Origin of the sequence: Novosphingobium sp. CF614, from assembly GCF_900113255.1 — a bacterium.
Classification (GTDB): domain Bacteria; phylum Pseudomonadota; class Alphaproteobacteria; order Sphingomonadales; family Sphingomonadaceae; genus Novosphingobium.
In genome coordinates, this window is record NZ_FOOR01000005.1 from 16,394 (window position 1) to 38,690 (window position 22,297).

General features: G+C 67.7%; 22 protein-coding genes. 11 read left to right on the forward strand and 11 right to left on the reverse strand.

Features of this window, described 5'->3' with window-relative positions; genetic code table 11:
• The first annotated feature begins 108 nt into the window (after nucleotides 1–108).
• Nucleotides 109–792 carry a TorF family putative porin gene (locus BM052_RS07445; protein WP_177198374.1) on the forward strand — a complete coding sequence of 228 codons (684 nt, stop codon included), beginning with the start codon at nucleotides 109–111 and terminating at the stop codon, nucleotides 790–792.
• A 93-nt stretch (nucleotides 793–885) separates the two neighbouring features.
• Here BM052_RS07445 and BM052_RS07450 read toward each other — a convergent pair whose 3' ends face one another.
• From BM052_RS07450 to BM052_RS07460, 3 genes are all read right to left on the reverse strand, one after another.
• A complete protein-coding gene (locus BM052_RS07450; protein ID WP_091145098.1) occupies nucleotides 886–1,698 on the reverse strand; it encodes a sterol desaturase family protein in 813 nt (270 codons plus the stop codon).
• Between the two features lie 19 nt (nucleotides 1,699–1,717).
• A complete protein-coding gene (locus tag BM052_RS07455) occupies nucleotides 1,718–2,221 on the reverse strand; it encodes an EF-hand domain-containing protein (protein ID WP_143084773.1) in 504 nt (167 codons plus the stop codon).
• 136 nt (nucleotides 2,222–2,357) lie between these two features.
• On the reverse strand, nucleotides 2,358–2,861 hold the full coding sequence (locus tag BM052_RS07460; RefSeq protein ID WP_091145102.1) for a hypothetical protein: 504 nt from the start codon (nucleotides 2,859–2,861) through the stop codon (nucleotides 2,358–2,360).
• Nucleotides 2,862–3,037: 176 nt separating this feature from the next.
• On the opposite strand from BM052_RS07460, the gene BM052_RS07465 reads away from it, so the two are divergent.
• Together BM052_RS07465 and BM052_RS07470 are read left to right on the forward strand one after the other, a co-directional pair.
• Nucleotides 3,038–3,748 (forward strand): response regulator, encoded by a 711-nt coding sequence (locus BM052_RS07465; RefSeq protein WP_091145105.1) that lies wholly within the window; start codon nucleotides 3,038–3,040, stop codon nucleotides 3,746–3,748.
• A 4-nt stretch (nucleotides 3,749–3,752) separates the two neighbouring features.
• On the forward strand, nucleotides 3,753–5,042 hold the full coding sequence (locus BM052_RS07470) for an ATP-binding protein (protein WP_091145553.1): 1,290 nt from the start codon (nucleotides 3,753–3,755) through the stop codon (nucleotides 5,040–5,042).
• Nucleotides 5,043–5,068: 26 nt separating this feature from the next.
• Here BM052_RS07470 and BM052_RS07475 read toward each other — a convergent pair whose 3' ends face one another.
• The 6 genes from BM052_RS07475 to BM052_RS07500 form a co-directional block, all read right to left on the reverse strand.
• Nucleotides 5,069–6,199: an AI-2E family transporter gene (locus tag BM052_RS07475; RefSeq protein ID WP_091145106.1), complete on the reverse strand. Its 1,131-nt coding sequence runs from the start codon at nucleotides 6,197–6,199 to the stop codon at nucleotides 5,069–5,071.
• 201 nt (nucleotides 6,200–6,400) lie between these two features.
• Complete coding sequence (locus BM052_RS07480; protein ID WP_091145108.1) at nucleotides 6,401–7,456, reverse strand: NAD(P)H-dependent flavin oxidoreductase; 1,056 nt, start codon at nucleotides 7,454–7,456, stop codon at nucleotides 6,401–6,403.
• A gap of 22 nt (nucleotides 7,457–7,478) precedes the next feature.
• Nucleotides 7,479–7,958, reverse strand: coding sequence for a bacterioferritin (bfr, locus tag BM052_RS07485; RefSeq protein ID WP_091145110.1), 480 nt, complete (start codon nucleotides 7,956–7,958; stop codon nucleotides 7,479–7,481).
• A gap of 186 nt (nucleotides 7,959–8,144) precedes the next feature.
• Entirely contained in the window at nucleotides 8,145–8,339 is a 195-nt protein-coding gene (locus tag BM052_RS20220; protein ID WP_091145556.1) for a (2Fe-2S)-binding protein, read from the reverse strand.
• A gap of 68 nt (nucleotides 8,340–8,407) precedes the next feature.
• Nucleotides 8,408–9,664 carry a DUF418 domain-containing protein gene (locus tag BM052_RS07495; RefSeq protein ID WP_255406016.1) on the reverse strand — a complete coding sequence of 419 codons (1,257 nt, stop codon included), beginning with the start codon at nucleotides 9,662–9,664 and terminating at the stop codon, nucleotides 8,408–8,410.
• 14 nt (nucleotides 9,665–9,678) lie between these two features.
• Nucleotides 9,679–10,818: an SPOR domain-containing protein gene (locus tag BM052_RS07500; protein ID WP_091145111.1), complete on the reverse strand. Its 1,140-nt coding sequence runs from the start codon at nucleotides 10,816–10,818 to the stop codon at nucleotides 9,679–9,681.
• 280 nt (nucleotides 10,819–11,098) lie between these two features.
• Between BM052_RS07500 and BM052_RS07505 the strand changes: the two genes are divergently transcribed.
• The 3 genes from BM052_RS07505 to BM052_RS07515 are packed head-to-tail and all read left to right on the forward strand — an operon-like array spanning nucleotide 11,099 to nucleotide 13,625.
• The gene (locus BM052_RS07505; protein WP_091145113.1) at nucleotides 11,099–11,821 is read left to right on the forward strand and encodes a ParA family protein; all 723 of its coding nucleotides are present in this window, start codon (nucleotides 11,099–11,101) and stop codon (nucleotides 11,819–11,821) included.
• A gap of 14 nt (nucleotides 11,822–11,835) precedes the next feature.
• Nucleotides 11,836–12,300, forward strand: a complete 465-nt coding sequence (locus BM052_RS07510) for a hypothetical protein (RefSeq protein WP_091145114.1) — start codon at nucleotides 11,836–11,838, stop codon at nucleotides 12,298–12,300.
• A 41-nt stretch (nucleotides 12,301–12,341) separates the two neighbouring features.
• Nucleotides 12,342–13,625 carry an SPOR domain-containing protein gene (locus BM052_RS07515; RefSeq protein WP_091145117.1) on the forward strand — a complete coding sequence of 428 codons (1,284 nt, stop codon included), beginning with the start codon at nucleotides 12,342–12,344 and terminating at the stop codon, nucleotides 13,623–13,625.
• A 133-nt stretch (nucleotides 13,626–13,758) separates the two neighbouring features.
• Here BM052_RS07515 and BM052_RS07520 read toward each other — a convergent pair whose 3' ends face one another.
• Entirely contained in the window at nucleotides 13,759–16,401 is a 2,643-nt protein-coding gene (locus BM052_RS07520; RefSeq protein WP_091145120.1) for an ATPase, read from the reverse strand.
• A 69-nt stretch (nucleotides 16,402–16,470) separates the two neighbouring features.
• Here BM052_RS07520 and BM052_RS07525 point away from each other — a divergent pair, with 69 nt between their 5' ends.
• The 4 genes from BM052_RS07525 (at nucleotide 16,471) to BM052_RS07540 (ending at nucleotide 20,431) form a co-directional block, all read left to right on the forward strand.
• Nucleotides 16,471–16,773: an Hpt domain-containing protein gene (locus BM052_RS07525; RefSeq protein WP_091145121.1), complete on the forward strand. Its 303-nt coding sequence runs from the start codon at nucleotides 16,471–16,473 to the stop codon at nucleotides 16,771–16,773.
• Between the two features lie 99 nt (nucleotides 16,774–16,872).
• The gene (locus tag BM052_RS07530) at nucleotides 16,873–18,051 is read left to right on the forward strand and encodes a hypothetical protein (RefSeq protein ID WP_091145560.1); all 1,179 of its coding nucleotides are present in this window, start codon (nucleotides 16,873–16,875) and stop codon (nucleotides 18,049–18,051) included.
• Nucleotides 18,052–18,086: 35 nt separating this feature from the next.
• On the forward strand, nucleotides 18,087–19,055 hold the full coding sequence (locus tag BM052_RS07535; protein WP_091145124.1) for a hypothetical protein: 969 nt from the start codon (nucleotides 18,087–18,089) through the stop codon (nucleotides 19,053–19,055).
• The gene (locus BM052_RS07540; RefSeq protein WP_369821504.1) at nucleotides 19,052–20,431 is read left to right on the forward strand and encodes a sensor histidine kinase; all 1,380 of its coding nucleotides are present in this window, start codon (nucleotides 19,052–19,054) and stop codon (nucleotides 20,429–20,431) included. Before BM052_RS07535 ends, BM052_RS07540 begins: the two co-directional genes overlap by 4 nt.
• A gap of 16 nt (nucleotides 20,432–20,447) precedes the next feature.
• On the opposite strand, the gene BM052_RS07545 is transcribed toward BM052_RS07540, so the two are convergent.
• A complete protein-coding gene (locus BM052_RS07545) occupies nucleotides 20,448–20,657 on the reverse strand; it encodes a hypothetical protein (RefSeq protein WP_091145126.1) in 210 nt (69 codons plus the stop codon).
• A gap of 397 nt (nucleotides 20,658–21,054) precedes the next feature.
• Here BM052_RS07545 and BM052_RS07550 point away from each other — a divergent pair, with 397 nt between their 5' ends.
• Nucleotides 21,055–22,155, forward strand: coding sequence for a branched-chain amino acid aminotransferase (locus BM052_RS07550; RefSeq protein WP_091145132.1), 1,101 nt, complete (start codon nucleotides 21,055–21,057; stop codon nucleotides 22,153–22,155).
• The last annotated feature ends 142 nt before the right edge of the window (nucleotides 22,156–22,297 follow it).

Consider the following 22,297-nt stretch of genomic DNA (forward strand, 5'->3'; position numbering starts at 1 on the left):
CCTCTCTCCCTTACAGGCCCGCGCCGGGCGATCCATCCAATCACCTGAACAACACCACAATGCGCGAGGCCGCGTATGCCCCGCGCGAACAGGGAAGGATTACCTGAAATGAAGACGCTTATCATGGCGGCCGCCGCCGCCTGCGCCCTGCTGCCCGCCGCCGCGATGGCCGACGATGCCGGCGGCTCCGGCATCGACATCAGCGCCAGCCTGACCGGTGCCACCGACTACGTGTGGCGCGGTGTCAGCCAGACCGACAACCACGCGGCGGTGTTCGCCGCGGTCAACGTGGGCTACAAGGGTTTCTACGCCGGCGCCGGCACCGAGAACGTCGACTTCCTGGGCATCAACCAGGAATATGACTTGTGGGCCGGCTATGCGCTGGACCTGGGCGCGGTGAAGATCGATGCGGGCATGGTGCGCTACGGCTACGTCGATGCGCCGGTCGACATCGACACGCTGGAGGGCAAGCTGGCGCTGACCGTGCCGGTCGGCAAGGGATCGCTCACCGCCGCCGGCTATTACACCGGCAATTATTTTGGATCGAGCAACTCCGCGCTCTATACCGTGCTTTCCGGCAGCTATCCGCTGACCGACAAGCTTGGCATCAACGGCGCGGTAGGTCACCAGCAGATCAGCGACGCCTCCAGCGACTATACCACCTGGAACGCTGGCCTGTCCTACAAGGTGCTGCCCGGCGCGACGGCCACCGTGGGCTATTACGACACCGACCGTTCCAAGAACCGCCTGAGCCGCGCCCGCGTGATGGGCTCGTTCACGATCGGCTTCTGATCGGTTTCCTTCCTGGCGCCGTCCCGGACTCACCCTCGGGACGGCTGCGGATACATGAAAGAGCGAAAAACCCCAGCAGGCATTCGGCGCGCCTCAGGGGCGCCCCAGCGCGATCCGCAGTTTCGCGCCGGGGCCCTTGGCGCGGCGCATGTCGGCGAGCATCCGGCCCCATTCGTGCAGCGCGATCTTCACCGGGTTGCGGGAATCGAGGTCATGGACAAGGCCGTAGCGTAGCTGCCTGCCTCGCGGCGCTTCGCGGAAGGTGCCGAACAGCCGGTCCCACACGATCAGCACGCCGCCGAAATTGCAGTCGAGCACATCGGGCTCGCTGCCGTGGTGGGTGCGGTGGTGGCACGGGGTGTTGAATATCCATTCGAGCGGGCCCAGCCGGCCTACCGCCTCGGTGTGCAGCGGGAACTGGTAGATCAGGTTGGCGCCCAGCAGCGTCACCACCACCAGCGGCGGGAAGCCGGCCAGCACCAGCGCGCCGAAGAATAGCCAGCCCAGCGAGAAGAACTCGGTCCAGCCCAGGCGGATGGCGCTGGGCAGTACGAACTCGCGCGAGGAATGGTGCACCGCGTGACTCGCCCACATCCAGCGCACGGTGTGGCTGAAACGGTGGAACCAGTAATAGGCGAACTCCACCGCGACGAAGCCCGCCGCCCAGGTCCGCCAGTCGTCGGCGGGCAGGGGCAGCGGCGAAATCTCCGCCAGGGCCAGGAAGATCGCGCCCAGGACGATCCCCGTCAGTGGGCGGAACACCGCCTGGCCCAGCGCGACGCCGAGGCTGGCGGCGGCGGCCCGGCCGTCGTAGCCGCGTCCGTGGCGGCGGCGCCAGACCAGTTCCGCCGCGACGAGCACGAGCATCACGGCGAGGATCCAGGGGTGTTGAAACGCAAGGCGCATCGCGGCAGTCTCCGGAAAATCAGCGGCGCGCGGCCTTGACCGCGGCGGTGGCGGCAGCCAGCTCGGCCTCGGTTACGCGCCCGTCGTGGTCGGCGTCGGCCATGTCGAAGCCCAGGGTCGGCCCGGACGTGAACTCGGCCCGGCTGATGCGGCCGTCATGGTCGGCATCGAAGCCCTCGCGCATCCGCGCCAGCCGCTCGCCATTCCAGCGCTCGCGCAGGAAACCGGGCAGGTCGTCCTGGCTGAAATAGCCGTCGCCGTTGCGATCGAAGCGCTGCCATTCGTCCTGGCGGCGGGCGAGCAATTCGGTGCGGCTGACGGCGCCGTCACGGTTGGTGTCGGCCTGGCGCATGCGCTCGATGGCTTCGGCCGGCATCGCGGCGCCGGCGGTCGCGGCAAGGGCGGCGGCGGAGAAGGTGCCGATCGCGAAGCCGCCGATCGAAAGGCAGGCGGCGAGGGCGATCGCGCGGGGCGTCTTCGCGCGGGCCGTCTTCGAACGGGTAGGGCGGTGGTTGCTAGGCATGGGACTGGTGCTCCTTGGCGGTCGACACGGCCGGGAAGGGGGCGGGGGTGAAGGCCTTCCCGGCCGTGTCTTCGGGGGTGCTGGGAGGGGGGTGGGGTGGGGTCTTGGGGTGCTTGGTGTCCCTCCGGGATCCGTTTCAGTTGCGGCAGGGAATCGTCTCGCCGGCGGCATTGGTGCAGGTGCCGCTATGGCTGACTTGTCCGTTCGCAGCCGTGGTCGATCCGGAATAACTGTTTCCAGTCAATGCATTGGTGGCGCTGGTCGTGCGGGCGCCAGACCAGGTGCCATCGGCGCTGCGGGTCATCCCGCCCTCGCTCGCGAAACTGCCCCGCGCCCCGCTCGCCGCGGCCGCGCCCTGGTGCGAGAGGGTGCCGTCGGGCGAGACCGAGGTCTGGGAGGCGCGAAAGCCGCGCGAACCCTGGGCTCCGGCAAAGACGCCGCCGCTGGCGTGGGTCGTGGTGCCATCCTCGCTGGTGACGGTGCCATGGGCGCGGGCGGCGATGCCCTTCTGTCCGGCAACCACGCTGCCACCGCCGCTGCGCCCTCGCACATGCGCGGCGCCGCGGGCTTCGGCGGTGGTCGAAAGCATCAGCGCGGCCAGCGCGGCGGTTGCGGTGAGGGCGGTGTGAAACCTGGTCATGATGTCTTCTCCTGGAAATTGCCTTGTGGACGAGTTGGTTCTGGCGCCCGGATGCCTCAGGATGATGTCGCGAAAAGCGGATTTCGTGGCAGAACGCGACGGGGAAGCGGCAGTGTCACGGTTTGTCACAGCTTGGGTTCTGGCAGGAGGGGCGGTCCAGTGGCAGTGAGGGGTTCATGAGCGAGAAACCGGCGCGAATCCTGGTGGTCGACGACGATCCCGAATTGAGGGGCTTGCTGCAGCGCTTCCTGTCCGAGCACGGCTACGCGGTGCGCGCGGTGGACGGCGGCAAGGCCATGGACCTGGCGCTCCAGCGCGAGCCGGCCGACGTGATCGTGCTCGACCTGATGATGCCAGGCGAGGACGGCCTGGCGATCCTGCGCCGGCTGCGCGGGGCGGGCGAACAGGCCCCGGTCATCATGCTCACCGCGCGCGGCGATCCGGTGGACCGCGTGCTGGGGCTGGAGATGGGCGCCGACGATTATCTCGGCAAACCCTTCCTGCCGCGCGAACTGGTGGCCCGGATCGCCGCGCTGCTGCGGCGGATCGGGCCGGAACGCGCGGTATCGAACGACGAGACCGCGCGGATCGGCCCTTTCGCGATCAACTTTTCGGCGATGACGGTCAGCCGCGAGGGGCAGGCGCTCACGCTCTCATCGCGCGAGTTCGCGCTGTTCGCGGCCTTCGCCCGCAGTCCCGGCCGGCCGCTCAGCCGCGCGCAGCTGATCGACCGCGCCCTGGGCCGCGATGCCGAAGTGACCGACCGCGCCATCGACGTGCAGGTCGCCCGGCTGCGCAAGGCGATCGGCGACGATGCCGCCGATCCACGCTTCATCCGCACCGTCTGGGGCGTCGGCTATGTCCTTGCCGCCGGACAGGACGGCTGAGCCGGTGTTGAAGAGCCTCCTGCACCGCAATGTCGCGTTGATGATCGGCGTCGTGCTGGCCGGGCAGATGATCGCGGGATTGCTGGTCATGACATTCGTCATGCGCCCGCAGATCGATCGCGTCGCCAATGTCACCGCCGACATGATCGCCGGTCTTTCGCAAGTCATGGCCGACATGCCCGCCGAGCGCCGCACCGCGCTGATCCGGCAGATCGAGGCGGGCGGCGACCTTGCCATCCGCGAGGGCGACGCGGCGCCGACCGGGCGGGCCCGTTTTCCCAACTTCATCGAACGCCAGTTCATCCGCTCGCTGACCGAACGGCTGGCCGCGCACGAAGAACTGTCCTGGCGGACCGGCGACGGCAACCGGCTGTGGTTCCGCCTGAAGCTGGGCGGGCGAAGCTACTGGATCAGCGTGACTCCGCCTACCCGGCGCGGCGCGCTGGCCAGCATGGTCTATGCCTCGATCGCGGCCATCATCGTTTCACTGGCCTGCGGGCTGCTGCTCCAGCGCCGCCTCGATGCGCCCTTGCGCAAGCTGGCCGCGCAAGTCGATGCTTACGGGCTGCACGGGCCCGTGGGCGGTGCGGCGGCGCCGCTCGACACTTCCGGGCCCGACGAAGTCGCCGCCGTCGCCAGCGCCTTCAACCGGATGGCCGAGCGTCTCGCGCGCGAAGAGGCGGAACGCTCGCTGATGCTGGGCGGAGTCAGCCACGACTTGCGTACCCCGCTCACCCGCCTGCGCCTCTGCCTGGAGATGATGCGGGGCGCGGATGCGGAACTGGAGGCCATCGCCGTGCGGCAGGTCGACCGGATCGAAGCGATGCTGGAGCAGTTCCTCGATTTCGCGCGCGGTTTCGAGGACGAGCATGTGGTGCCTTGCGACGTGGCGGAAATGCTGGTCTCGCTCGTGCGCGATCACGATCCGGAAGGAGCGATCACGGTAGAGGTGCCAGCGGGCCTGCGCGCGCCCTTGCGCGTCAGGGCGGTCAGCCGCGCGGTCGGCAATCTCATCGGCAATGCCTTGCGCCATGGCATTCCGCCGGTCGTGGTCACGGCGCGCCGGGATGGCGCGATGCTGGAAATCGTCGTCAGCGACGCGGGCGCGGGCTTCGACGCCCAGGCCGCGGCGCAGCTCACCCGGCCTTTCGCGCGCGGCAACAGTGCACGCAGCGGTGACGGTGCCGGCCTGGGCCTGGCGATCGCCGAACGCGTGGCCGCCGCGCACGCGGGCACGCTCGCCTTTGACAAGCGCGACGGCCGGTTCCGCGCGGTGCTGCGCCTGGCGGTGTAACTGGGGTCGCCCTCACATCGCCATGGTCACGAGGGATGCGCGGCGGCTTCCTCGGTCGCTTCGACCGCGCCCTCTTCCCGGAGGGTGCCTGATGCCGCCACCTTGCGGTCGCGCTGCTGGTTCCACACCGCGATGAACAGCGCCGCGATGACCGGACCGATGATGAAACCGTTGAGGCCGAACAGCTCCAGGCCGGACAGGGTCGCGATCAGCACCACGAAGTCCGGCATCCGGGTATCGCGGCCGACCAGGATCGGGCGCAATACGTTGTCGACCATGCCGATGATGAACAGGCCGCAGAACGTCACGATCGCGGCCTTGGCCATCTCCCCGGTGGCGAACAGGTAGATCGCGACCGGAACCCAGATGATGCCGGTGCCGACCGCCGGCAGCAGCGAGAAGAAGCCCATCAGCACGCCCCAGATCAGCGCACCTTCGATTCCCAGCAGGGAAAACAGCACCCCGCCGAGCACGCCCTGGACGATCGCCACCACCACCGTGCCGCGCATCGTAGCGCGCACGACCAGCAGGAAGTGGGCGATCAGGGAATCGCGCGCGTTGGGATGGAGCGGCAGCGCATCGCGAATGAGATCGCCGTAACGCTGTCCATCGCGCAGCAGGAAATAACTGAGGTAGAGCATCACGCCCAGCGCGGCGATGAAGCTGAGCGCGCCCTGGCCGACGGTCAGCAGCCGTCCGGCCACGGTCTGCAGGCCGCTGGTGATGCTGGAACCGAACTCCCGGCGCAGGACTTCGAGATCGGTCAGCCCGTATCGCGCGATGAAGCGGCGCACGGTGGAGGGCAGGGCGGCCTGCAGGTCATGCAGCATCCGCCCGATATCGATCTGACCGCTGGTGATCTTGCCGTAAAGACTGCTCGCTTCGTTCACCAGGCTGATGCCGAGCATGATGGAGGGCACCACGAAGACCGCCACCAGGGCCAGCAGCACCAGCGAAGTCGCCAGGTTGATTCGCCCGCCCAGCTTCACCGCCAGCCTGGCCGTAAGCGGCTGGAACATGATCGCCGCGACAACGCCCCACAGCACCGCGCCGAAGTACGGCGCCAGCAGGTAGGCGAAGGCAAGGGTGATGAGGACGACGAGAGCGGCGAAGCCGGCGTCTTCGATGTCAAAAGTGCGCTTGCGGGGTGTTTCCATGGCATGATCTTTAGCATTATTTTCGGCATTGCCAGTCACTTCGTGCGGGGCTGGTCGCGCGGGACGGACTTTTTTGGACGAACCGCGCGGGGAGCGGCGCGCTCCGAGCTTGTCGAAGGAAGTCGGATCCGGCACCGCGCCAGCACCCTTCGACGAAGCCCGGGATGAACGGGTCTTGATCCGGATCGCTGGTTCCTTGCTTTAGCGAATGGCCGCGAATTCCTCGGCGAGCAGGGCCACGAGTTCGGCCGCGGGCATCGGGCGGGAGAGGGGCGCACCTTGTCCCGCCCACTGCGCGCCGAAACCGTCTTCACCGGCCGCCTTGGCCGCCGCGTTGAGCGCTTTTCCCGCGTGATAGGCGCGGGGGTAGGGGGCGACCGGCGGCAGGTTCGGAGTTTCGGCGAAGGCCGTGAAGCGATTGGCCAGGCACCGTGCCGGACGGCCGGAGATGGCATGGACCATCGCGGTATGGTGCGCCGCATCGCTGGCCAGCGCGGCGCGATAGGCCTGGTCGGCAGCGGTTTCCGGGCAGGCGACGAAAGCCGTGCCGAGCTGTGCCGCGACCGCCCCGAGATCGAGCGCGGCGCGGATGCCGTGGCCGTCCATGATGCCGCCCGCCGCGATCACCGGCAGCCGCGATCGCGCGGCCAGCAGCCGTGTCAGGGCCATGGTGCCGAGCCGGTCGTCGGGGGCGGCGGGATCGAACATGCCCCGGTGTCCGCCCGCTTCCCAGCCTTGCGCGACCACGGCGTCGATCCCGGCATCACCGGCCGCGCGTGCCTCGTCCAGCGATGTCGCGGTGGCCAGCAGGAGGCATCCGGCGGACTTGAGCGCGGCGATCGCCCCGGCATCGGGCAGGCCGAAATGAAAGCTCACCACCGGCGGGGCCAGGTCCACCAGCAGGGCCAGCATTTCCGCATTGCCGGCGAATGTCGGATAGATGGTTTCGAGTGTCGCCGGGGGCAGGGCGTCGAACTCGGCGAAGAGCGGGGCCAGGGCACCGATCCATGCCGCTTCGCGTGGGGGATCGGGCTGGCAGCGGGCATGGACGAAAAGATTGACGTTGAACGCCCGGTCCGTCGCCGCCCGCACTTGCGCGATGTCCCGCACGGCGGCTTCCGGCGTCAAGGTGCCCACCGCGATCGAGCCGAGCGCACCGGCATTGCTGACGGAAGCGGCCAGCGCGGGCGTCGAAGTGCCCGCCATCGGTGCCTGGATCAGGGGGACGGACAGTCCCAGGCGCGCGGCGAGATCCATCGCCGGTTCCGTGCCGCCGGGCTCAGTCCTCGGCGGGCTTGCTCTGCAACTGGCAGTAGTTCGGGAGGCCCATCCGCTGGATCATGTCGAACTGCTTCTCGATGAAATCGACATGCTCTTCCTCGCCCTCGAGGATGCGTTCGAAGATTTCGCGGCTGACATAGTCGCGCACCGCCTCGCAGTGGGCGATCGCTTCCTTGAGCAGGGGCATCGCCTCGAGTTCCAGCGCCAGGTCGCACTTGAGGATTTCCTCGACGCCCTCGCCGATCTTGAGCTTGCCGAGGGCCTGGAAATTGGGAAGGCCTTCCAGGAACAGGATGCGATCGGCCAGCGCATCGGCATGCTTCATCTCGTCGATCGATTCGTGGCGCTCATACTCGGCGAGCTTCTTGATCCCCCAGTTGTCCAGCATGCGGTAGTGCAGCCAGTACTGGTTGATCGCGGTCAGCTCGTTGAGCAGGGCCTTGTTGAGAAAATCGATGACCTGCTGGTCGCCTTGCATCGTGCACAACTCCTGTGACTCGGAGCGCGCAGTATGCGTTCAACGGGCAGCCAAAACAACCCCGGCAAGTTATGCCAAGGTGCTAAACTGTTGGCGCGCCAAGCCTTGCGCGGCCCAGCTACCTCAAAAGGCCCGATCCGGGCTCGGCACGAAAGGCCGGTCAGCTCTGCAATCGGGCAACCCCAATCAGGCGGCCGCGGACAAACTCATTCCACCGGCATTTGCCTCTTCCGATATGATTTCCTCCGCTTCGTCCAGGCATTGGCGACATTGTGGGGTGCGGCCCAGGGCCGCGTAAACCGCTTCGGCATCGCCCCCGCAGCAGCGCGCGGCAGTGCGAAGGTCCGTTTCGCGAATGGCATTGCAAATACAAATGTACATGGGCGAATCCTCTTGCGACTCACTATAGCCAACTGCGAACAGATCGCAATAGCTTTTGCGAATGATTATCACACGCGGTTCGCCAGCACTTTCATCTCGGTCAGGGAGCGCCAGAGCCATTCCAGCGGGCCGCGCCGATAGCGACGCAGCCAGGGTTCGCTCCAGGCCAGCATCAGCGCCCAGCCGGCCATCACGAACAGCCATTGCCGGGCCGGGGCGACAGTGCCGAACAGGCCAAGACCCCAGCCGTAGAACATGAACGTCATGACCAGGCTGGTGAGGATGTAATTGCTGAAGGCCATGCGCCCGGCGGCGATCAGTCGCCGGCCCAGCGCGGTGGGCGCCAGCCGCGGGGCGGCCATCACCAGCAGCGCCGCATAGCCGCAGCCGCACAGCAGGTGCGGCATGGCAAGGCCCCAGACCAGCGCCGCGTGCATGGTGACCGGGGGGAAATGTCGCGGCCAGGCCCACGCAAGGAACATGGCGGTCAGGGCAAGCCCGGCGGCCGTGCCGGCCACGCCCGTCGCGACCAGCCGGCGGCGGGGCACCGTGCCGGTGAAGAGGCCGCGACGATAGATCACCATGCCCACCAGCATCAGTGGCAGCGTTTCCGAGAAGTTGCCGGAGAGCATCTGCACTTGCCAGAACGGGCGCTCGACCAGCTTGACCAGGAACAGCTGCGCGAATCCGAGCCGGCTTTCGCGCAGTTCCTGCGCCGCCCAACTGCGCACTGGCTCGAACCATTCGGCCAGGAGATGGATCTGCGCCCGGGTGGCGGTGCCGTGGCGGACGGCCGTTTCGGCATGGATCGCCGCGGCCGAATCGAACAGGCCCCACAAGTGCCAAGCATAGTAGAGGCCGATGGCTATCCCCAGCAGCGCCCGGTCGCCAAGCGGGCGCAGCATCAGCGCGCCCAGCCCGCAGACGGCGTAGAGGAACAGGATGTCGCCCCACCATAGCAGCAGGTAGTGCGCCGCGCCCAGCAGCAGCAGCCAGCACAGCCGCCGCACTTGCACCACGTCGCCGTTGTGTCCCGCCGCTTCGGCACGTTCCCAGAACAGCACCAGGCCCGCGCCGAACAGCAGCGAGAACAGCGCCCGCATCTTGCCTTCGAAGAACAGGAAGCCCAGCGCGAAGGCGGCTTCGTCGGCGCGGCTCATCGGCCGGAGCAGGTTGGGTGAAATGGAAGAGACCATCGGCCCGGCGAATGTGGCGATGTTGATCGCCAGGATACCAAGCACGGCGACACCCCGGATCAGGTCCAGCGTCGCGAGCCGTTGGGGTTCGCCTGCGAGGGTTTCCGCCCGGCGCGCCGCGTCAGGCAAGGGCCGGCCCCCGATCAGTCCCGCACGGCCAGGCAGGTGACGCCGCTTGCCGAAAGGCGCGAGCACGCGGCATCGGCGTCTGCCTTCGAGGCGAAGCCGCCGGCCTGCAGCTTGGTCAGCTTGCCGGCGGGAACCAGCAACTTGCCATGGCCGGCGAGTTCCGGCCGGCCCCGGACTTTCGACCAGAGCGCATCGGCGTTGCCGGCGACGCCGAAGGCCCCGAGCTGCACGCGCCAGGGACCGGACGCCGGTTTTGCGGCCGCGGGCTTGGCTACCGGCGGCGCGGGTTTGGGCTTGGCGGCGACTTTGGGCGGGGCGGGCGCAGGTGCGGGCGATGGCCGCGATGATGGTGGGGGAGGCGTCGGCCGGCTTGCCATCGGCGGCGGCGGGCTGAGCGTGTAGTCGGCGCCGGCGGTGGCGGGGCTGTCGCTTCCGGCCGTGCGGATCGCCGAGGCAACGGCGTTTTCGGCCGAAGCGATCTCCGGCGCCGGATAGGGCGCGGCTGCCGTCCGGGGCGGCGGCGAGCCGAGTTCCGTCGAGGCGGCGAGGCGCGCGCGCGCGGCGTCGGTCTCGGCGGCGATCTGGGTGGACAGGATCACGCTTTTCTGGCGATCGGCCAGCGGGATGTGCTGGTCCATCTGCGCCAGCGCGTTGGCCGCCTGCGGCAGCCCGGACTGGCGGGCCAGGCTGACCAGCGCATAGGCGCGCACCCAGTCTTTCGCTACCAGATCACCATTGAAGTAGGCGACGCCAAGGATGTACTGCGCGCGCGGATCACCGCGCGCCGAGGAGGCCTGGATATAGGGCATGGCCTTTTCCCGCTCGCCGCGCTGGAACAGCAGCAGGCCGCAGGTGTCGGCGGCTTGCACGTGCCCGCGCGCCGCCGCCTTGCAATAGAGATCCTCGGCCTTTGCCAGGTCCAGCGGCACGCCCCGGCCGAACTTGTAGGCCTGCGCGAGGTTGAACTGGGCATCGGCGTCGCCCCGATCGGCGGGGGCCTGCCATTCCTTCACGGCGGCGTCGTAGTTGCCGGCCGACCAGGCGTCTACACCGGCCTTGACGTCGGCCCAGGCACTTGTGGCGGGCAGCAGGCAACTCGCGGTCGCCAGAGTACCCGAACAGAGAAGAGCCAGAAATTTCCTCACGTCGATCATGCCCCGTTGTGCCCCTTGATTGACGGCATGGTAAGCAAAAATAGGTAGTCCACGCCAGTGGAAAGCGGGCCGGCATTCGCGCTTGGGTCATATTACCTGTTATCGAAAATAGTGAACACGGACTTAGCGCGCATGCGGCGGTGCGCGCCAGGGCGCCTTTGAACGGGCTTTTTTAGGTCGGGGACGATTAACCTAAATTTAGGAACGATCTGCGAACTTCACGCCCAAGAGCTTTACCGAGAGCTTCGTTTTGCCTGCCGTATTTCTTGGGGGACAAGGTTTGCGCGTACTTGCATTGGCATCGCAGAAAGGTGGTTCGGGGAAGACGACCCTGTCGGGCCATCTCGCCGTTCAGGCGCAGCGCGCCGGCGCCGGTCCCGTCGTGCTCATCGATATCGATCCTCAGGGCTCGCTGTCCGACTGGTGGAACGAGCGCGAGGCGGAATTGCCCGCCTTCGCGCAGACCACCGTCGCGCGCCTCGCCAACGATCTGCAAGTCCTGCGCCAGCAAGGTTTCCGGCTTGCGGTGATCGATACCCCGCCGGCGATAACGATGGCGATCCAGAGCGTGATCTCGGTTGCCGAACTGATCGTCGTCCCGACGCGCCCCAGCCCGCACGATCTGCGCGCGGTGGGTGCCACCGTCGACTTGTGCGAGCGTTCGGGCAAGCCGCTGCTGTTCGTGGTCAACGCCGCCACTCCCAAGGCGCGCATCACGGCTGAGGCCGCCGTCGCGCTTTCCCAGCATGGCACCGTGGCGCCGATCACGCTGCATCAGCGCACGGATTTCGCGGCGTCGATGATCGATGGGCGCACCGTGATGGAAGTCGATCCCAATGGCCGCTCAGCGCAGGAAGTCGCCGCCTTGTGGAACTATATCGCCGATCGCCTGGAGCGGAATTTCCGCCGCACGGTGTTCTCCGCGCCAGTGGCCGGCCAGCCGATGCTGCAGGGCGCTGTGCGCCCCGTCGGCGGCTTCGGTCGCCGCGTCGCCGGCTCCTGAGCGGGGCTGGCGCGATGAGCGAGCACCATGCTTTCGCCTCGCTCTCGCCGAGGCTCCTGGCCCGCAAGGGCTCGGCCAAGCCCGCGATGCGCCCGCAGGATACCGTCAAGTTCGCCGACAGCGTTTTGCCGACGCAAGCCGAGGATCTTGGCTGGGACGATTGGGGCCATGGGCAGGGCCGCGTTGCACCGTCCGCCTCGGACTTGCCGGAGCAGGGGATGCCCGAAGTCCTGCGGCAGATCGAGCAGATCGCCTGGCGTATCAACCGGGTGATGGCTCCGGCTGCTGTCGCCTCGCCCGAAAGCCGCCGCACCGCTTTCACGCTGCGCCTCGATGCGGAGCGGCATTTCCGCCTCAGAATGGCGGGCGTGGTTCTTAACCGCAGCGCCCAGGTCCTCGTGACAGAAGCGCTCGACAAATACCTGTCAGAGATTCCGCAAGTCGCGCAGTTCGACAGCACCGCGAGCAAGCAGTGCTGACATCAGGCGCCGAAAAAGAGATCCAAGGGGGATAAAGTCCGATGGAACGCATTACCTTCCACGCCAGGACCGCCGGCCTTGCGGTCTGTTCCGCGATGGCCGCCGCACTGCTCGCGGGTTGTTCGGGCCATGCGCCGCTAGCCAGTTCCGGCAAGCCGGCGCCATCGGGGGACCTTGCCGACGCCCAGTCTGCGGCCCAGTCGGAAACGGATGTCGTCAAGGCCGAAGGCCGTGTCGCCAAGTCTCCGCGCAGCGCTTCCGCCCGCGTCGATCTTGCGCAAGCCTATCTTGCCGCCGGGCGTTTCGAATCGGCGGCGACGACTTTCGAGGATGCCGCCAGCCTTGGCGACGAAAGTCCGCGCAGCGGCCTGGGTCTCGCGCTTGCCTACATCGGTTCGGGCCGCAATGCCGAGGCGCTGACGGTGCTGACCCGCTGGCGCAACCAGATCCCCGCCAGCGACCTCGGTCTTGCCGTCGCCCTTGCGGGTCAACCGGCGCAGGGCGTGGCCCTGCTTTCGGACGCCTTGCGTGGGGGCGACGACAGTGCCAAGATCCGCCAGAACCTCGCCTATGCCTACGCGCTCGATGGGCGCTGGGCCGAAGCGCGCGTGGTCGCCTCGCAGGACGTGCCCGCCGACCAGCTTGACGCGCGCATGGGCGAATGGGCCAGCCGCGTCCGGCCCGACCAGTACCAGTCGCGTATCGCCGGCCTGCTGGCGGCGCCCGTGCGCACGGACCCCGGCCAGCCCGCCGCCTTGGCGCTGAACGGCGCCGAACAGGCGGTGCGGATGGCAAGCGCCGACGCGTCGGCGCCGATCGCAGAACTGCCACCGGTCGAAGCCGGCCAGGCTATCGGCGAGGCGGCGCCTTCTCGGGACGTCGCCGAACTGCCGGCCGCGCTTGCCACCAATTCCGTCGACGCGCCGCAGCCGGCGAGCGCCAAGTTCGTCTCGCAGCCGATGGTCCAGCCGGCTTCCGCGACCAGGAGCGCCATCGCGGAAAGCTTCGCGGGCAAAGGTTCGGCGCAGCTCGTCCAGCTCGGCTCGTTCCGCACCCTCGAAGGCGCCAGGCGTGCCTGGGGTATCTTCGTCGCCCGCAATCCGGCGCTGAAGGACCACGCCATGCGGATCACCGAGGCCAATGTGCACGGTCGCCGCTATTTCCGTGTCGCCGCCGAGGGCTTCGACCGGGGTTCCGCCAAGGCGCTGTGCTCCACCGTCAAGCAGCGCGGCGGCGCCTGTTTCGCTTATGCCGAGGGCCATGCCTTGCCCGGTGCGCTGCCCGCCAAGGACGGCAGCGGCAACCAGATGCTGGCGAGCCGCTAGGACCGGACGGCTCGCTCCACACCTTCCATGTGAACCTTGCACGGCCCCTGTCCCTCGGGACGGGGGCCTTCTTTTCGGTGATGGCCGGCTTGCTCAATGCAAACGTTTCCGGCCGGGATGAACCGCCCCCTGCTCAGTTCCGGAGGCGTTCGATACCCTGCGCGAGCACGACGTAGAGCTTGCCCATGTCCGAGGAAAGCAGCGTTACGCCCAGCGCGTTGCCATCACGGGTGGACAGGATCTGGCGCAGTACCGCCTCGAAATCGTGGATGTAGCGGCTGACGTGTTCGCGGAACGCGTCGTCGCGTTCGAAGAGCTGCTGGATCGCCTTGGCTTCACCAGCTTCCAGCAGGCTGACCGCGCGGCGGGTGAAGATGCCCCGGTCGCCGCGCAGGTAGGCGGCCCATGCGGTATCGGCCACATCGGTGGAGAGCGCGCCGGCGATGTCGATCGCGTTCGAATTGAGCGATTCGGTAATCAGCGCGACTCGGCGGGTGAAGTCGTTATCGACCTCCTCTTCGGCGCGGTGGCGGGCGTGGGTGACGCGGTTTTCGAGATTGCCGACCAGTTCGTCGATCTTGGCGAGCTGGTCGCGCAGCTGGATCGTCGCTTCGCGCGTGACCCCGGCGGCATGGGCGACCGCCTGTTCGAGCTGGCCGGAGACTTCGGCGGCCTTGGTGCGCATGGCCTTGTCGATGGCCTGCGCACTCTCCTCGCCGAGATTCCGCGCGACATGGGCGATCCGTTCCGCGCTGTCATGCTCGATCGCTTCGACCGCTTCGGTCAGCGCCGTGCGGAGCGCGGCGATGGCGCCCGTCAGTTCATCGCGGGCCTTGCCGGCGGCGCGTTCGGTCGCATCGTCGATTTCCGCAACCGATGCCGCCAGTCGGACAAGCTGCGCGGCATGGTCCTCGCCGCGTTGAACCACGGCCGATTGGGCATCCGCCAGCCTTGCCACCAGTGTTTCGAGATTGGTGCCGGAATCCGCGATTCCGGAAGCCAGGCTTTCGCTGCCTTCGGCCGACTGGCGCAGGACGGCGAGCAGGGCGGTGACGCCGTTTTCCAGCCGTCCCAGGCGATCTTCGGAGATCGCGAGCGCCTCGGGCAGGGCGGTGTGGGTATGCTTGGAGCTGGCCTGGATCAGTTCGAGCAGCCGGACGCTGTCGTCAGTGAGCTTCTCGACGTCGCTGTCGGTGGCGGCCAGGGTGGTGCGGGCGGCGGTGAGGCGTTCGGTAAGGGTCTGGAGACTCCTGGTCAGCCGGGTTTCGGATTCGCCGCTCTGCGCTGCAATCCGGGCCAGGCGGGCTTCGAACTGGTCCAGTTCCGCAGTGACCGTGCCGGCACGCTCGCTCAGTGCCGCCGCCTGCTGGCGATGGCGTTCAAGCCGTTCCGCGATCGTCCCGTCGAGTTCGGCCAGCATGTGTTCGATACGAGCGATGGCGTGCCGTTCCTGCTCGACCTGCCGCGCCTGGCGTTCTTCCGCCTCGATCGCCAGCTTTTCGCCGCGCTCCATCAGCGCGCGGTCCATGCGCTCGGCCTCGGCCGCCAGCATCGCGAGGCGTCCGGCGAGCGTATCGATGGCGGACTGCTGGGCAAGGGAGATGCTTTCGGCCGCCGAGGACTGTTCGTAGCGCATGGTTTCGAGCGAGGCCTTCAGCGTCTCGGCGGCGCGTTCCTCGGCCTCGTGCAGCGCGCGTGAGACGACCTCGCTCTCGTCACGCAGGGCGCCGAGGCGCGCGCGCAGCGACGTGAGGCTATCGGCTTCGTGCTGGTCCAGCTGGTGGCGCGTCGCATCGATTTCCCCCGCCAGCGCGGCGGCGCGGGTACGGATCGCCGCCAGCACGTCCACCTCGTGCTTGTCGAGCTGGGTGCGGAATTCCTCGCCGCGCTCCGTCAGGGCCGCGAAGCGGGAATCGGCGATCGTCTCCAGCTGTTCGCACTCATGACTGAATTCGGCGAGCGTGGCCGAGACGCGGGCCCGCAGCGATTCAACCTGCCGCTCGCTGGCCGTGCCGAAGTCATTGAGCCGGTTGAAGCCCTGGATCATGTCCTCAAGCTGGGCGTGGGCGGCACGGCCGGCATTGGCGATGTTGTTGGTCACGTCCTTGGCCGAGCTGGCGATCACCGGCAGCTGGCCGCGCAGCTTCTCCATGTTTTCCAGCGCGGCGCTGCTGACCGTGCTGATCGAATCGACGCGCGCGCCATTGTCCCGCACAAGGTCCTGCAACCGTTCGGCATTCTGCGACAGACGCTCGGCGGCGATGCGGCCGAGCGCTTCCAGATCGCGCGATTGCGCGGCGAGGAACTCGCGCGCCAGGCTGAGTTCGCGGTTGACCGCGGTCAGGCGCCGTTCGAGCAGGGCGGATTCGGTCGAGAGCGCGCGCGCGACATCGCCGAAGCGCTTGCCCTCGCGCGTGCTGTGGCGCAGCCCCAGCAGCCAGACGAGGCCGACGAGCAGGATCGGTACGCACCACTGCGTAATCAGTTCCGGCACTGCGGCCAGTGTGATGCCCGCCCGCAGTTCAGGCAGATGCGCGGTGATGAACAGTGCGCTCCAGCCAGCGATCGCGAGCCCGGCCAGGGTCGGGAAAACCCAGCCGCGCGGGGGCTCCGAGGTGCCTGTTTCGCCCCCGGCGACCCAGGCTTCGTCCCAGTTTTCCCGTGCGTCGGCTTCGCCGTCAGCAGGCATGGGCGCCTCTGCCGCGGTGCCCTGTTCACCGGCACCGCCTTCGTTGCCGCCCGCGCCGAACGCGATGATCCTGTTTTCCCCAGCCATTCGGGCAGAATAACACGTGCTGGGCGGCAATAAACCCCGGTTTAACGCTTTGGGCACTATCCTGGGGAAATGGTTTATGAAGCAGGTGCCCTGGAAGCGACTCTCGCGGCGGCGGCGGGCGGTGATGCCGTCTTGTTCGCGGAACTGCGCGCGTCCTATGTGGAAAGCGTTGCAAGGCAGGTGGATCTGCTCGAACGATCACGCTGCGACGGCAACTGGCACGTCGCGGCGATGCGGCTCAAGGGCCTTGCCGCCAGTTTCCATTCGTCCGCCTTGCTCGCGCTGGCCGAAGAGGCGCTGGACGCGGCGCCGGGCGAGCCCAGGGTAGTGCGGCGCCTCAAGGCCTATGTGGCGGAGTTTTCCGTTACCTGATTGATCGGTCCTGCTTGGCACTTGGTGCCCGCAAGTCTACATCGGGCCCGGGCGCTGCCCGGGCGCTGGAGGTAGGATTTGCGGATAGCTTTGCTGACCATGACGGAGCCCGCGGGGGCGGGGCAACCGTTCCCGCGGGCATTTCTGCGTATTGCCGGGGCAAGCCTTGCACAGCATCAGCTTGGATTGGCGCTGGCGCTCGACTGTCAGCGCGTGATCTGCATGGCGCGCGGAACCTCGCCGGAGGTCATCGCCCTTCAGCATATGGCCGAAGACGCGGGGCTGCAGTTCGCGATCGTCACCGGCACGCGCCAGCTGGCCGGCCTGGTCACCGCTGGCGACGAACTGCTGGTCGTGAGCGAGGGCCTGTTCGTCGATCCGGCCAACGTGGTCCCGCTGTTCGATGGCCGGGGACCGGTAGTACTGGTGCAACCGGTCGAGGGCGCGCTCGCGGCGGGTTATGAGCGGATCGACATCAATCGCGCGAACGCCGGGTTGATGCGCGTTCCCGGCCATCTCGTCGAGCGGCTGCACGAATTGCCGGTCGATTGCGACATCGTCTCGGCGCTGACCCGGATTGCCCTGCAATCGGGCGTGCAGATGCGAGAGGTTCCTGCCGCATCGCGCGTCGGCTCCGACTGGCGCATGATCCGCACCGAGGCCGAGGCGTTCGCGCTGGAGAACGAATGGCTGCGGGCGCGCTTTGCGGAGGGCGCGGCATCCGCCGGCCGGGCGGTGGCGCGCCTGGGGGTGGTCAGCTTCGGTGCCTCGCTGCTGCACGCTGGGAATGCCAGCAACGTATTGTCGATCGGGGTCGTGGTTCTGCTGGCGATTGCCGCTGGTCTTGGCTGGTTCAGCCTCGTCTGGGGCGGGTTCGCCTTCGTGGCTCTCGCCTGGGTGCTGGTGGAGGCGAGCCGGCTGCTGAGATCGGCCGAACGCCACGCGCTGGGCCAGTTGCCGCCCGCGATTCCGCGTGCGGACGCATTGCTCTGGCTGATCGATCTTGCCTTCGGGGCGCTGATCCTGGCTGATACGCCCAGGTTCGCGGGTGAACCCGTGCTGTCATGGCTTTCCACCCCCGTTGTGCTGCTGTTGCTGCTGGCTTTGCTGCCACGGGTAGTGCGGGGCGCCGCCGTCAGCTGGATCGGGGACCGCCTGTTGCTCGGCCTCGCCTTAGCGGTCGGCTCTGCTGCCGGCCAGCTTCTGCCGGTCGTGCAGATCATATCGGTCGGCCTGATCGTGGCGGGATTGCTGTTTCCCCTGCGATCGCAGGACTAACCTGGATTTAACCAAACGCGGGATACACGGAACGGATGATCGACCGAGCTGTCCCTTCGGCAAGCGGCGAGAACGTCGAGGCGGTACTGCGCGAGGAACTGGCGCGGGGTGACGCCATGGCGGAAACCGTGCTGCCGATCCTGCGCCACCTGATCGCGGCCGAGGACAGCTCCGTTTTCAGCGACGAGATCCTTGCGCGCATTCGCGGCATGCTGGCCGATCTCGCCAATGGCCTGCTGGATGCGCTGGCCGGAGGCACCGGCCAGCGCGGCGGACACGTCACCGGCGAGGCCGAACTGCTGGTGCGCGCCTTGATCGACAATCCGGCCCTGCTTTCGCACCTTCACGCGCTGGCGCTGGAATGGCAGTTGACCGAGCGACTGCAGCTGCGCCTGGCGCTCGATCCGGTGGTCTCGCCGCTGGTGCAGGCCATGATTTCATCGGCCGATGGGACGACGCAGGGTCTGGCCATGACCTACCTGGCTGCGCAGGCGCGCTGGTGCCAGGCCCAGCGACGGATGACGCTGCCGCCGCGCGAACTGCCTGGAGACCTGCTTCACGGCCTATTGCTGACCGTGCGCGCCCTGGTGGGCGGCGCCCCGGAAATGACCGAGCGCACGGCGCGGATGGAAGCGGGCATCCGCCAGTCCTACGACGAGGGGGCGAGCCGGCTTGGACTGGCCGCGCGGATGATTACGAGCCTGGGGGGAGAAGCGCAGGCCGCGCTTTCCGTTGCCCATGCCGGTGTGCCGCTGTTCCTCACGGCACTGGCGCTGGGATCCGGGCAGGCCCGCGACACCGTGGTCCTGTCCACTCATGAGGCGCAGCTCGCCCGTCTGGCGCTCGCCCTGCGTTCGGCCGGGCTCGAGCCCGGCGACGTCGAGAAGCAATTCCTGGCGCTGCATCCCGAAGTGACTCTTCCTGCCGGTTTCGACCGGGTGGGCCCTGACCTTGCCGCCGCGATTCTCTCGTCCGGGCCTCCGGCGGGACGCTACGGCGCATGATGATCGACGACGGGACCATATTGGCGCGCGCCGTCAGCGACGCCGAGGATCGCCTGCTCAGCGCCGACGAGCCGCTCGCCGGCCTGCAATTGCGGTGTGGGGGGGACCTGCCGGGCACGATCGCCATTCCAGAGCTGCTCGAACTGGTGCGCAAGGCGCGCCGTTATCGTTTCCGACTCGCCCGCGCGGTGTCGGCACAGGACGGTGCGGACACGGTGCGGGCCTGGATCGAAGTCGAACCGCGCGGCGAAGGCGAAGGCTGCGATATCCGGGTGCGTAACTGGCGATCCTCGCCGATCCCGGCCGAGGACCCGGCCACCGCCGAATTCCGCCGCGCCTTGACCGATCGCCACCTTGCCGAGCTTTCCGCGCGGCTCGACGCCGGGCAACGCGTACTGGCAGTCGTGTCCGACGCCCCGGAGCTTGCCGAAGTGGTCGCCGCCATGGAGGCTGGACTCGGCCGGCCCTGGACCGATTTTCTCCCGCATGAGAATGCCGCGCATCAGCAGCCGCTGCACTGGCGCCTGCTCGACGGCGCGCGCGTGCGGGTCCCCGGTTCCGGGCGGGCCTGGAGGGTTGCGCTGATCCCCTACATGCAACCCGGTTTCGACCCCGCCGGTTTCGAACTGCTGTTGCTGTCCGACGAGCCGGAGCCGCGACAAACCGCGGCGCCGACCGTTCCCACCCTTCCCATCGGCCGCAGGCTGGTCGGCAAGGACCTCGCGCCCGTGCTTAGGCAGCCGATCTCGCGCATCGTCGCCAATGCCGAGACCATCCGCACCCGCCTGGCCGGCCCCTTGCCCGATGCTTATGCCGATTATGCCGGCGAAATCGCCAGCGCGGGCAAGCTGCTGCTCGAACTGCTGGAGGATCTGACCGATCTGGAAGTCGTCGAATCCGAAGGTTTCAGCACCGCGCCCGACCGCGTCGACTTGTCCGAGCTGGCCCGTCAGGCCGCCGGTATCCTGAACGTCCGCGCGCGGGAGAAGAATATCGTCATCGAGCCGCCGCAACCTTCCGAACGCCTGCCCGCGATCGCCGAGTTTCGCCGCGTGCTGCAAGTGCTGCTCAACCTGATCGGCAATGCCATCCGCTATTCCCCCGAAAACTCGCGCATCTGGATCCGGCTGGAGGCGTTGGGCGAGCGTGCCCGCGTGATCGTCGCGGACCAGGGGCCGGGACTTTCCGATGAGCAGCAGGCGCGGGTGTTCGAAAAATTCGAGCGTCTGGGCCGCAGCGGCGATGGCGGTTCGGGCCTGGGCCTCTACATTTCGCGCAGCATCGCGCGTGCCATGGGCGGGGATCTCTTGGTGGAAAGCGCGCCGGGGCAGGGGGCTCGCTTCATCCTGGAAGTGCCGGCCGACCCGGAAGGTTGAGGCCGGGAAGGCCGAATCAGTCCCGGTCGTTGCCGCGTCGCGCCAGCCAGACGATGATCCCGCCCACGACGGCCAATATCGCCCCGCGCACCGCCCATGCCCGATCCGCGAGCATGAAACTTTCGGGCGGCCACATGACCACGCCGGTGCCCTGTCCGACCCACAGCAACCCCATGGCGATGGAGAGGATGCCAAGGATCAGGGCGATGATCCGAAGGAAAAGCATGTCGTCGCACCCCGCTTGTTCTCCGGGAAGATGCTGGCCGGATGCGGCGAGATTGTGGCGGGCTCGGGCCGTGGAGGCAGCCGTGAGGCGAGGGCAGGGCGAAATAGTCGGTTGCCGGGCGCGTGCTTGCTTGAAACAGACACCCGGGTGCTTCTAATGCGCCGCAGTGACATGTTCGAGTTGGGGGCCGTCCATGCGAACTTTCAGTTCGCGGAATGCTGCACATGCGGCCAACGCGAAAGACGCGACCATTCCGGAAGCGGCCCGAGGCGATTTGCCTCAGGCGGGTTTCGTGTTAATATACTAAGGATTGGACGTAATATTACTTTTTTGTTGCGTTGAGTGTAATTTTCATACAAATGGCGCGGCGTTATCAAAGATAGGGGACTTTCGTTCGATGGCGACTCTCGCCGATGCCGACCTGACCTTCGCTTCCCGGCCCCATCCCGCTCCTACCAGCGTGGAAGCCCGTGCGGCCGTGCTCGCCAACCCTGGCTTCGGCACCCGCTTCACCGATCACATGGTGACGATAGAGTGGACCGAGCCGCGGGGCTGGCACGACGCGGTGATCGGCCCACGCCTGCCGATCGCGCTCGATCCGGCTGCCGCCGTGCTGCATTATGCCCAGGAAATCTTCGAAGGGCTCAAGGCCTATGTCCAGACCGACGGCAGTATCGCGCTGTTCCGTCCCGAAGCGAACGCGGCACGCTTCAATCAGTCGGCCCGGCGGCTTGCCATGCCCGAGCTGCCGGAAGCGCTGTTCATCGAAGCGGTGACGCGGCTGGTGCAGACCGACCGTGCATGGATTCCCTCCGGCGAAGGCAGCTCGCTATACTTGCGCCCGTTCATGATCGCGACCGAGGCCTTCCTTGGGGTGCGCCCGGCCAAGCAATACAAGTTCATCGTCATCGCCAGCCCCGCGGGCAACTACTTCAAGTCCGGCGCCCCGGCCGTCTCGATCTGGGTGAGTGACTATACCCGGGCCGCGCCGGGCGGCACCGGCGCGGCCAAGTGCGGCGGCAACTACGCGGCCAGCCTGGTGCCCCAGGCCGAGGCGATCGCGCGTGGTCACGACCAGGTCGTTTTCCTCGACGCCGCCGAGCACAAGTGGATCGAGGAACTGGGCGGCATGAACCTCTACTTCGCGTTCGAGGACGGCACGCTGCTGACCCCGGCGCTGACTGGCACGATCCTGCCCGGCATTACACGTGACAGCCTGCTTACGCTTGCCCGTGAAGAAGGCCTCAAAGTCGTGGAAGGGCGCTACAGCCTCGAGCAATGGCGCGAGGATGCCGCCTCGGGCAAGCTGGTGGAGACTTTCGCCTGCGGCACGGCCGCGGTTGTCACCCCGGTCGGCAAAGTGGCGGGGCGCGATGGTGAATTCACCATCGGCGGCGGCGGCCCCGGGCAATTGACCCAAAAGCTCAAGAACCGCCTGGTTGCCATACAGCGCGGCGATACGCCCGACACCCACGGCTGGATCAGCAAGATCGGGTAAAGGTCAAAACCGGACGGGGGTGAAGTCAAGGCCGCCCTCGTCCGTTTCCGCCGCCGCGCCGGAGAAGCGCCTTGAAACCGATCATGGATCACCTGAAACAACGCGAAAGCCCTCTTTTCAGCCCGGGCAATAGCCGCTAAGC

Excerpts from the sequence above, each read along its gene's own strand:
- BM052_RS07445 (WP_177198374.1), top strand. The coding sequence starts at position 109 with ATGAAGACGCTTATCATGGCGGCCGCCGCCGCCTGCGCCCTGCTGCCC.
- BM052_RS07450 (WP_091145098.1), bottom strand. The coding sequence starts at position 1,698 with ATGCGCCTTGCGTTTCAACACCCCTGGATCCTCGCCGTGATGCTCGTG.
- BM052_RS07455 (WP_143084773.1), bottom strand. The coding sequence starts at position 2,221 with ATGCCTAGCAACCACCGCCCTACCCGTTCGAAGACGGCCCGCGCGAAG.
- BM052_RS07460 (WP_091145102.1), bottom strand. The coding sequence starts at position 2,861 with ATGACCAGGTTTCACACCGCCCTCACCGCAACCGCCGCGCTGGCCGCG.
- BM052_RS07465 (WP_091145105.1), top strand. The coding sequence starts at position 3,038 with ATGAGCGAGAAACCGGCGCGAATCCTGGTGGTCGACGACGATCCCGAA.
- BM052_RS07475 (WP_091145106.1), bottom strand. The coding sequence starts at position 6,199 with ATGGAAACACCCCGCAAGCGCACTTTTGACATCGAAGACGCCGGCTTC.
- BM052_RS07480 (WP_091145108.1), bottom strand. The coding sequence starts at position 7,456 with ATGGATCTCGCCGCGCGCCTGGGACTGTCCGTCCCCCTGATCCAGGCA.
- bfr (WP_091145110.1), bottom strand. The coding sequence starts at position 7,958 with ATGCAAGGCGACCAGCAGGTCATCGATTTTCTCAACAAGGCCCTGCTC.
- BM052_RS20220 (WP_091145556.1), bottom strand. The coding sequence starts at position 8,339 with ATGTACATTTGTATTTGCAATGCCATTCGCGAAACGGACCTTCGCACT.
- BM052_RS07500 (WP_091145111.1), bottom strand. The coding sequence starts at position 10,818 with ATGATCGACGTGAGGAAATTTCTGGCTCTTCTCTGTTCGGGTACTCTG.
- BM052_RS07510 (WP_091145114.1), top strand. The coding sequence starts at position 11,836 with ATGAGCGAGCACCATGCTTTCGCCTCGCTCTCGCCGAGGCTCCTGGCC.
- BM052_RS07515 (WP_091145117.1), top strand. The coding sequence starts at position 12,342 with ATGGAACGCATTACCTTCCACGCCAGGACCGCCGGCCTTGCGGTCTGT.
- BM052_RS07520 (WP_091145120.1), bottom strand. The coding sequence starts at position 16,401 with ATGGCTGGGGAAAACAGGATCATCGCGTTCGGCGCGGGCGGCAACGAA.
- BM052_RS07525 (WP_091145121.1), top strand. The coding sequence starts at position 16,471 with ATGGTTTATGAAGCAGGTGCCCTGGAAGCGACTCTCGCGGCGGCGGCG.
- BM052_RS07530 (WP_091145560.1), top strand. The coding sequence starts at position 16,873 with ATGACGGAGCCCGCGGGGGCGGGGCAACCGTTCCCGCGGGCATTTCTG.
- BM052_RS07535 (WP_091145124.1), top strand. The coding sequence starts at position 18,087 with ATGATCGACCGAGCTGTCCCTTCGGCAAGCGGCGAGAACGTCGAGGCG.
- BM052_RS07540 (WP_369821504.1), top strand. The coding sequence starts at position 19,052 with ATGATGATCGACGACGGGACCATATTGGCGCGCGCCGTCAGCGACGCC.
- BM052_RS07545 (WP_091145126.1), bottom strand. The coding sequence starts at position 20,657 with ATGCTTTTCCTTCGGATCATCGCCCTGATCCTTGGCATCCTCTCCATC.
- BM052_RS07550 (WP_091145132.1), top strand. The coding sequence starts at position 21,055 with ATGGCGACTCTCGCCGATGCCGACCTGACCTTCGCTTCCCGGCCCCAT.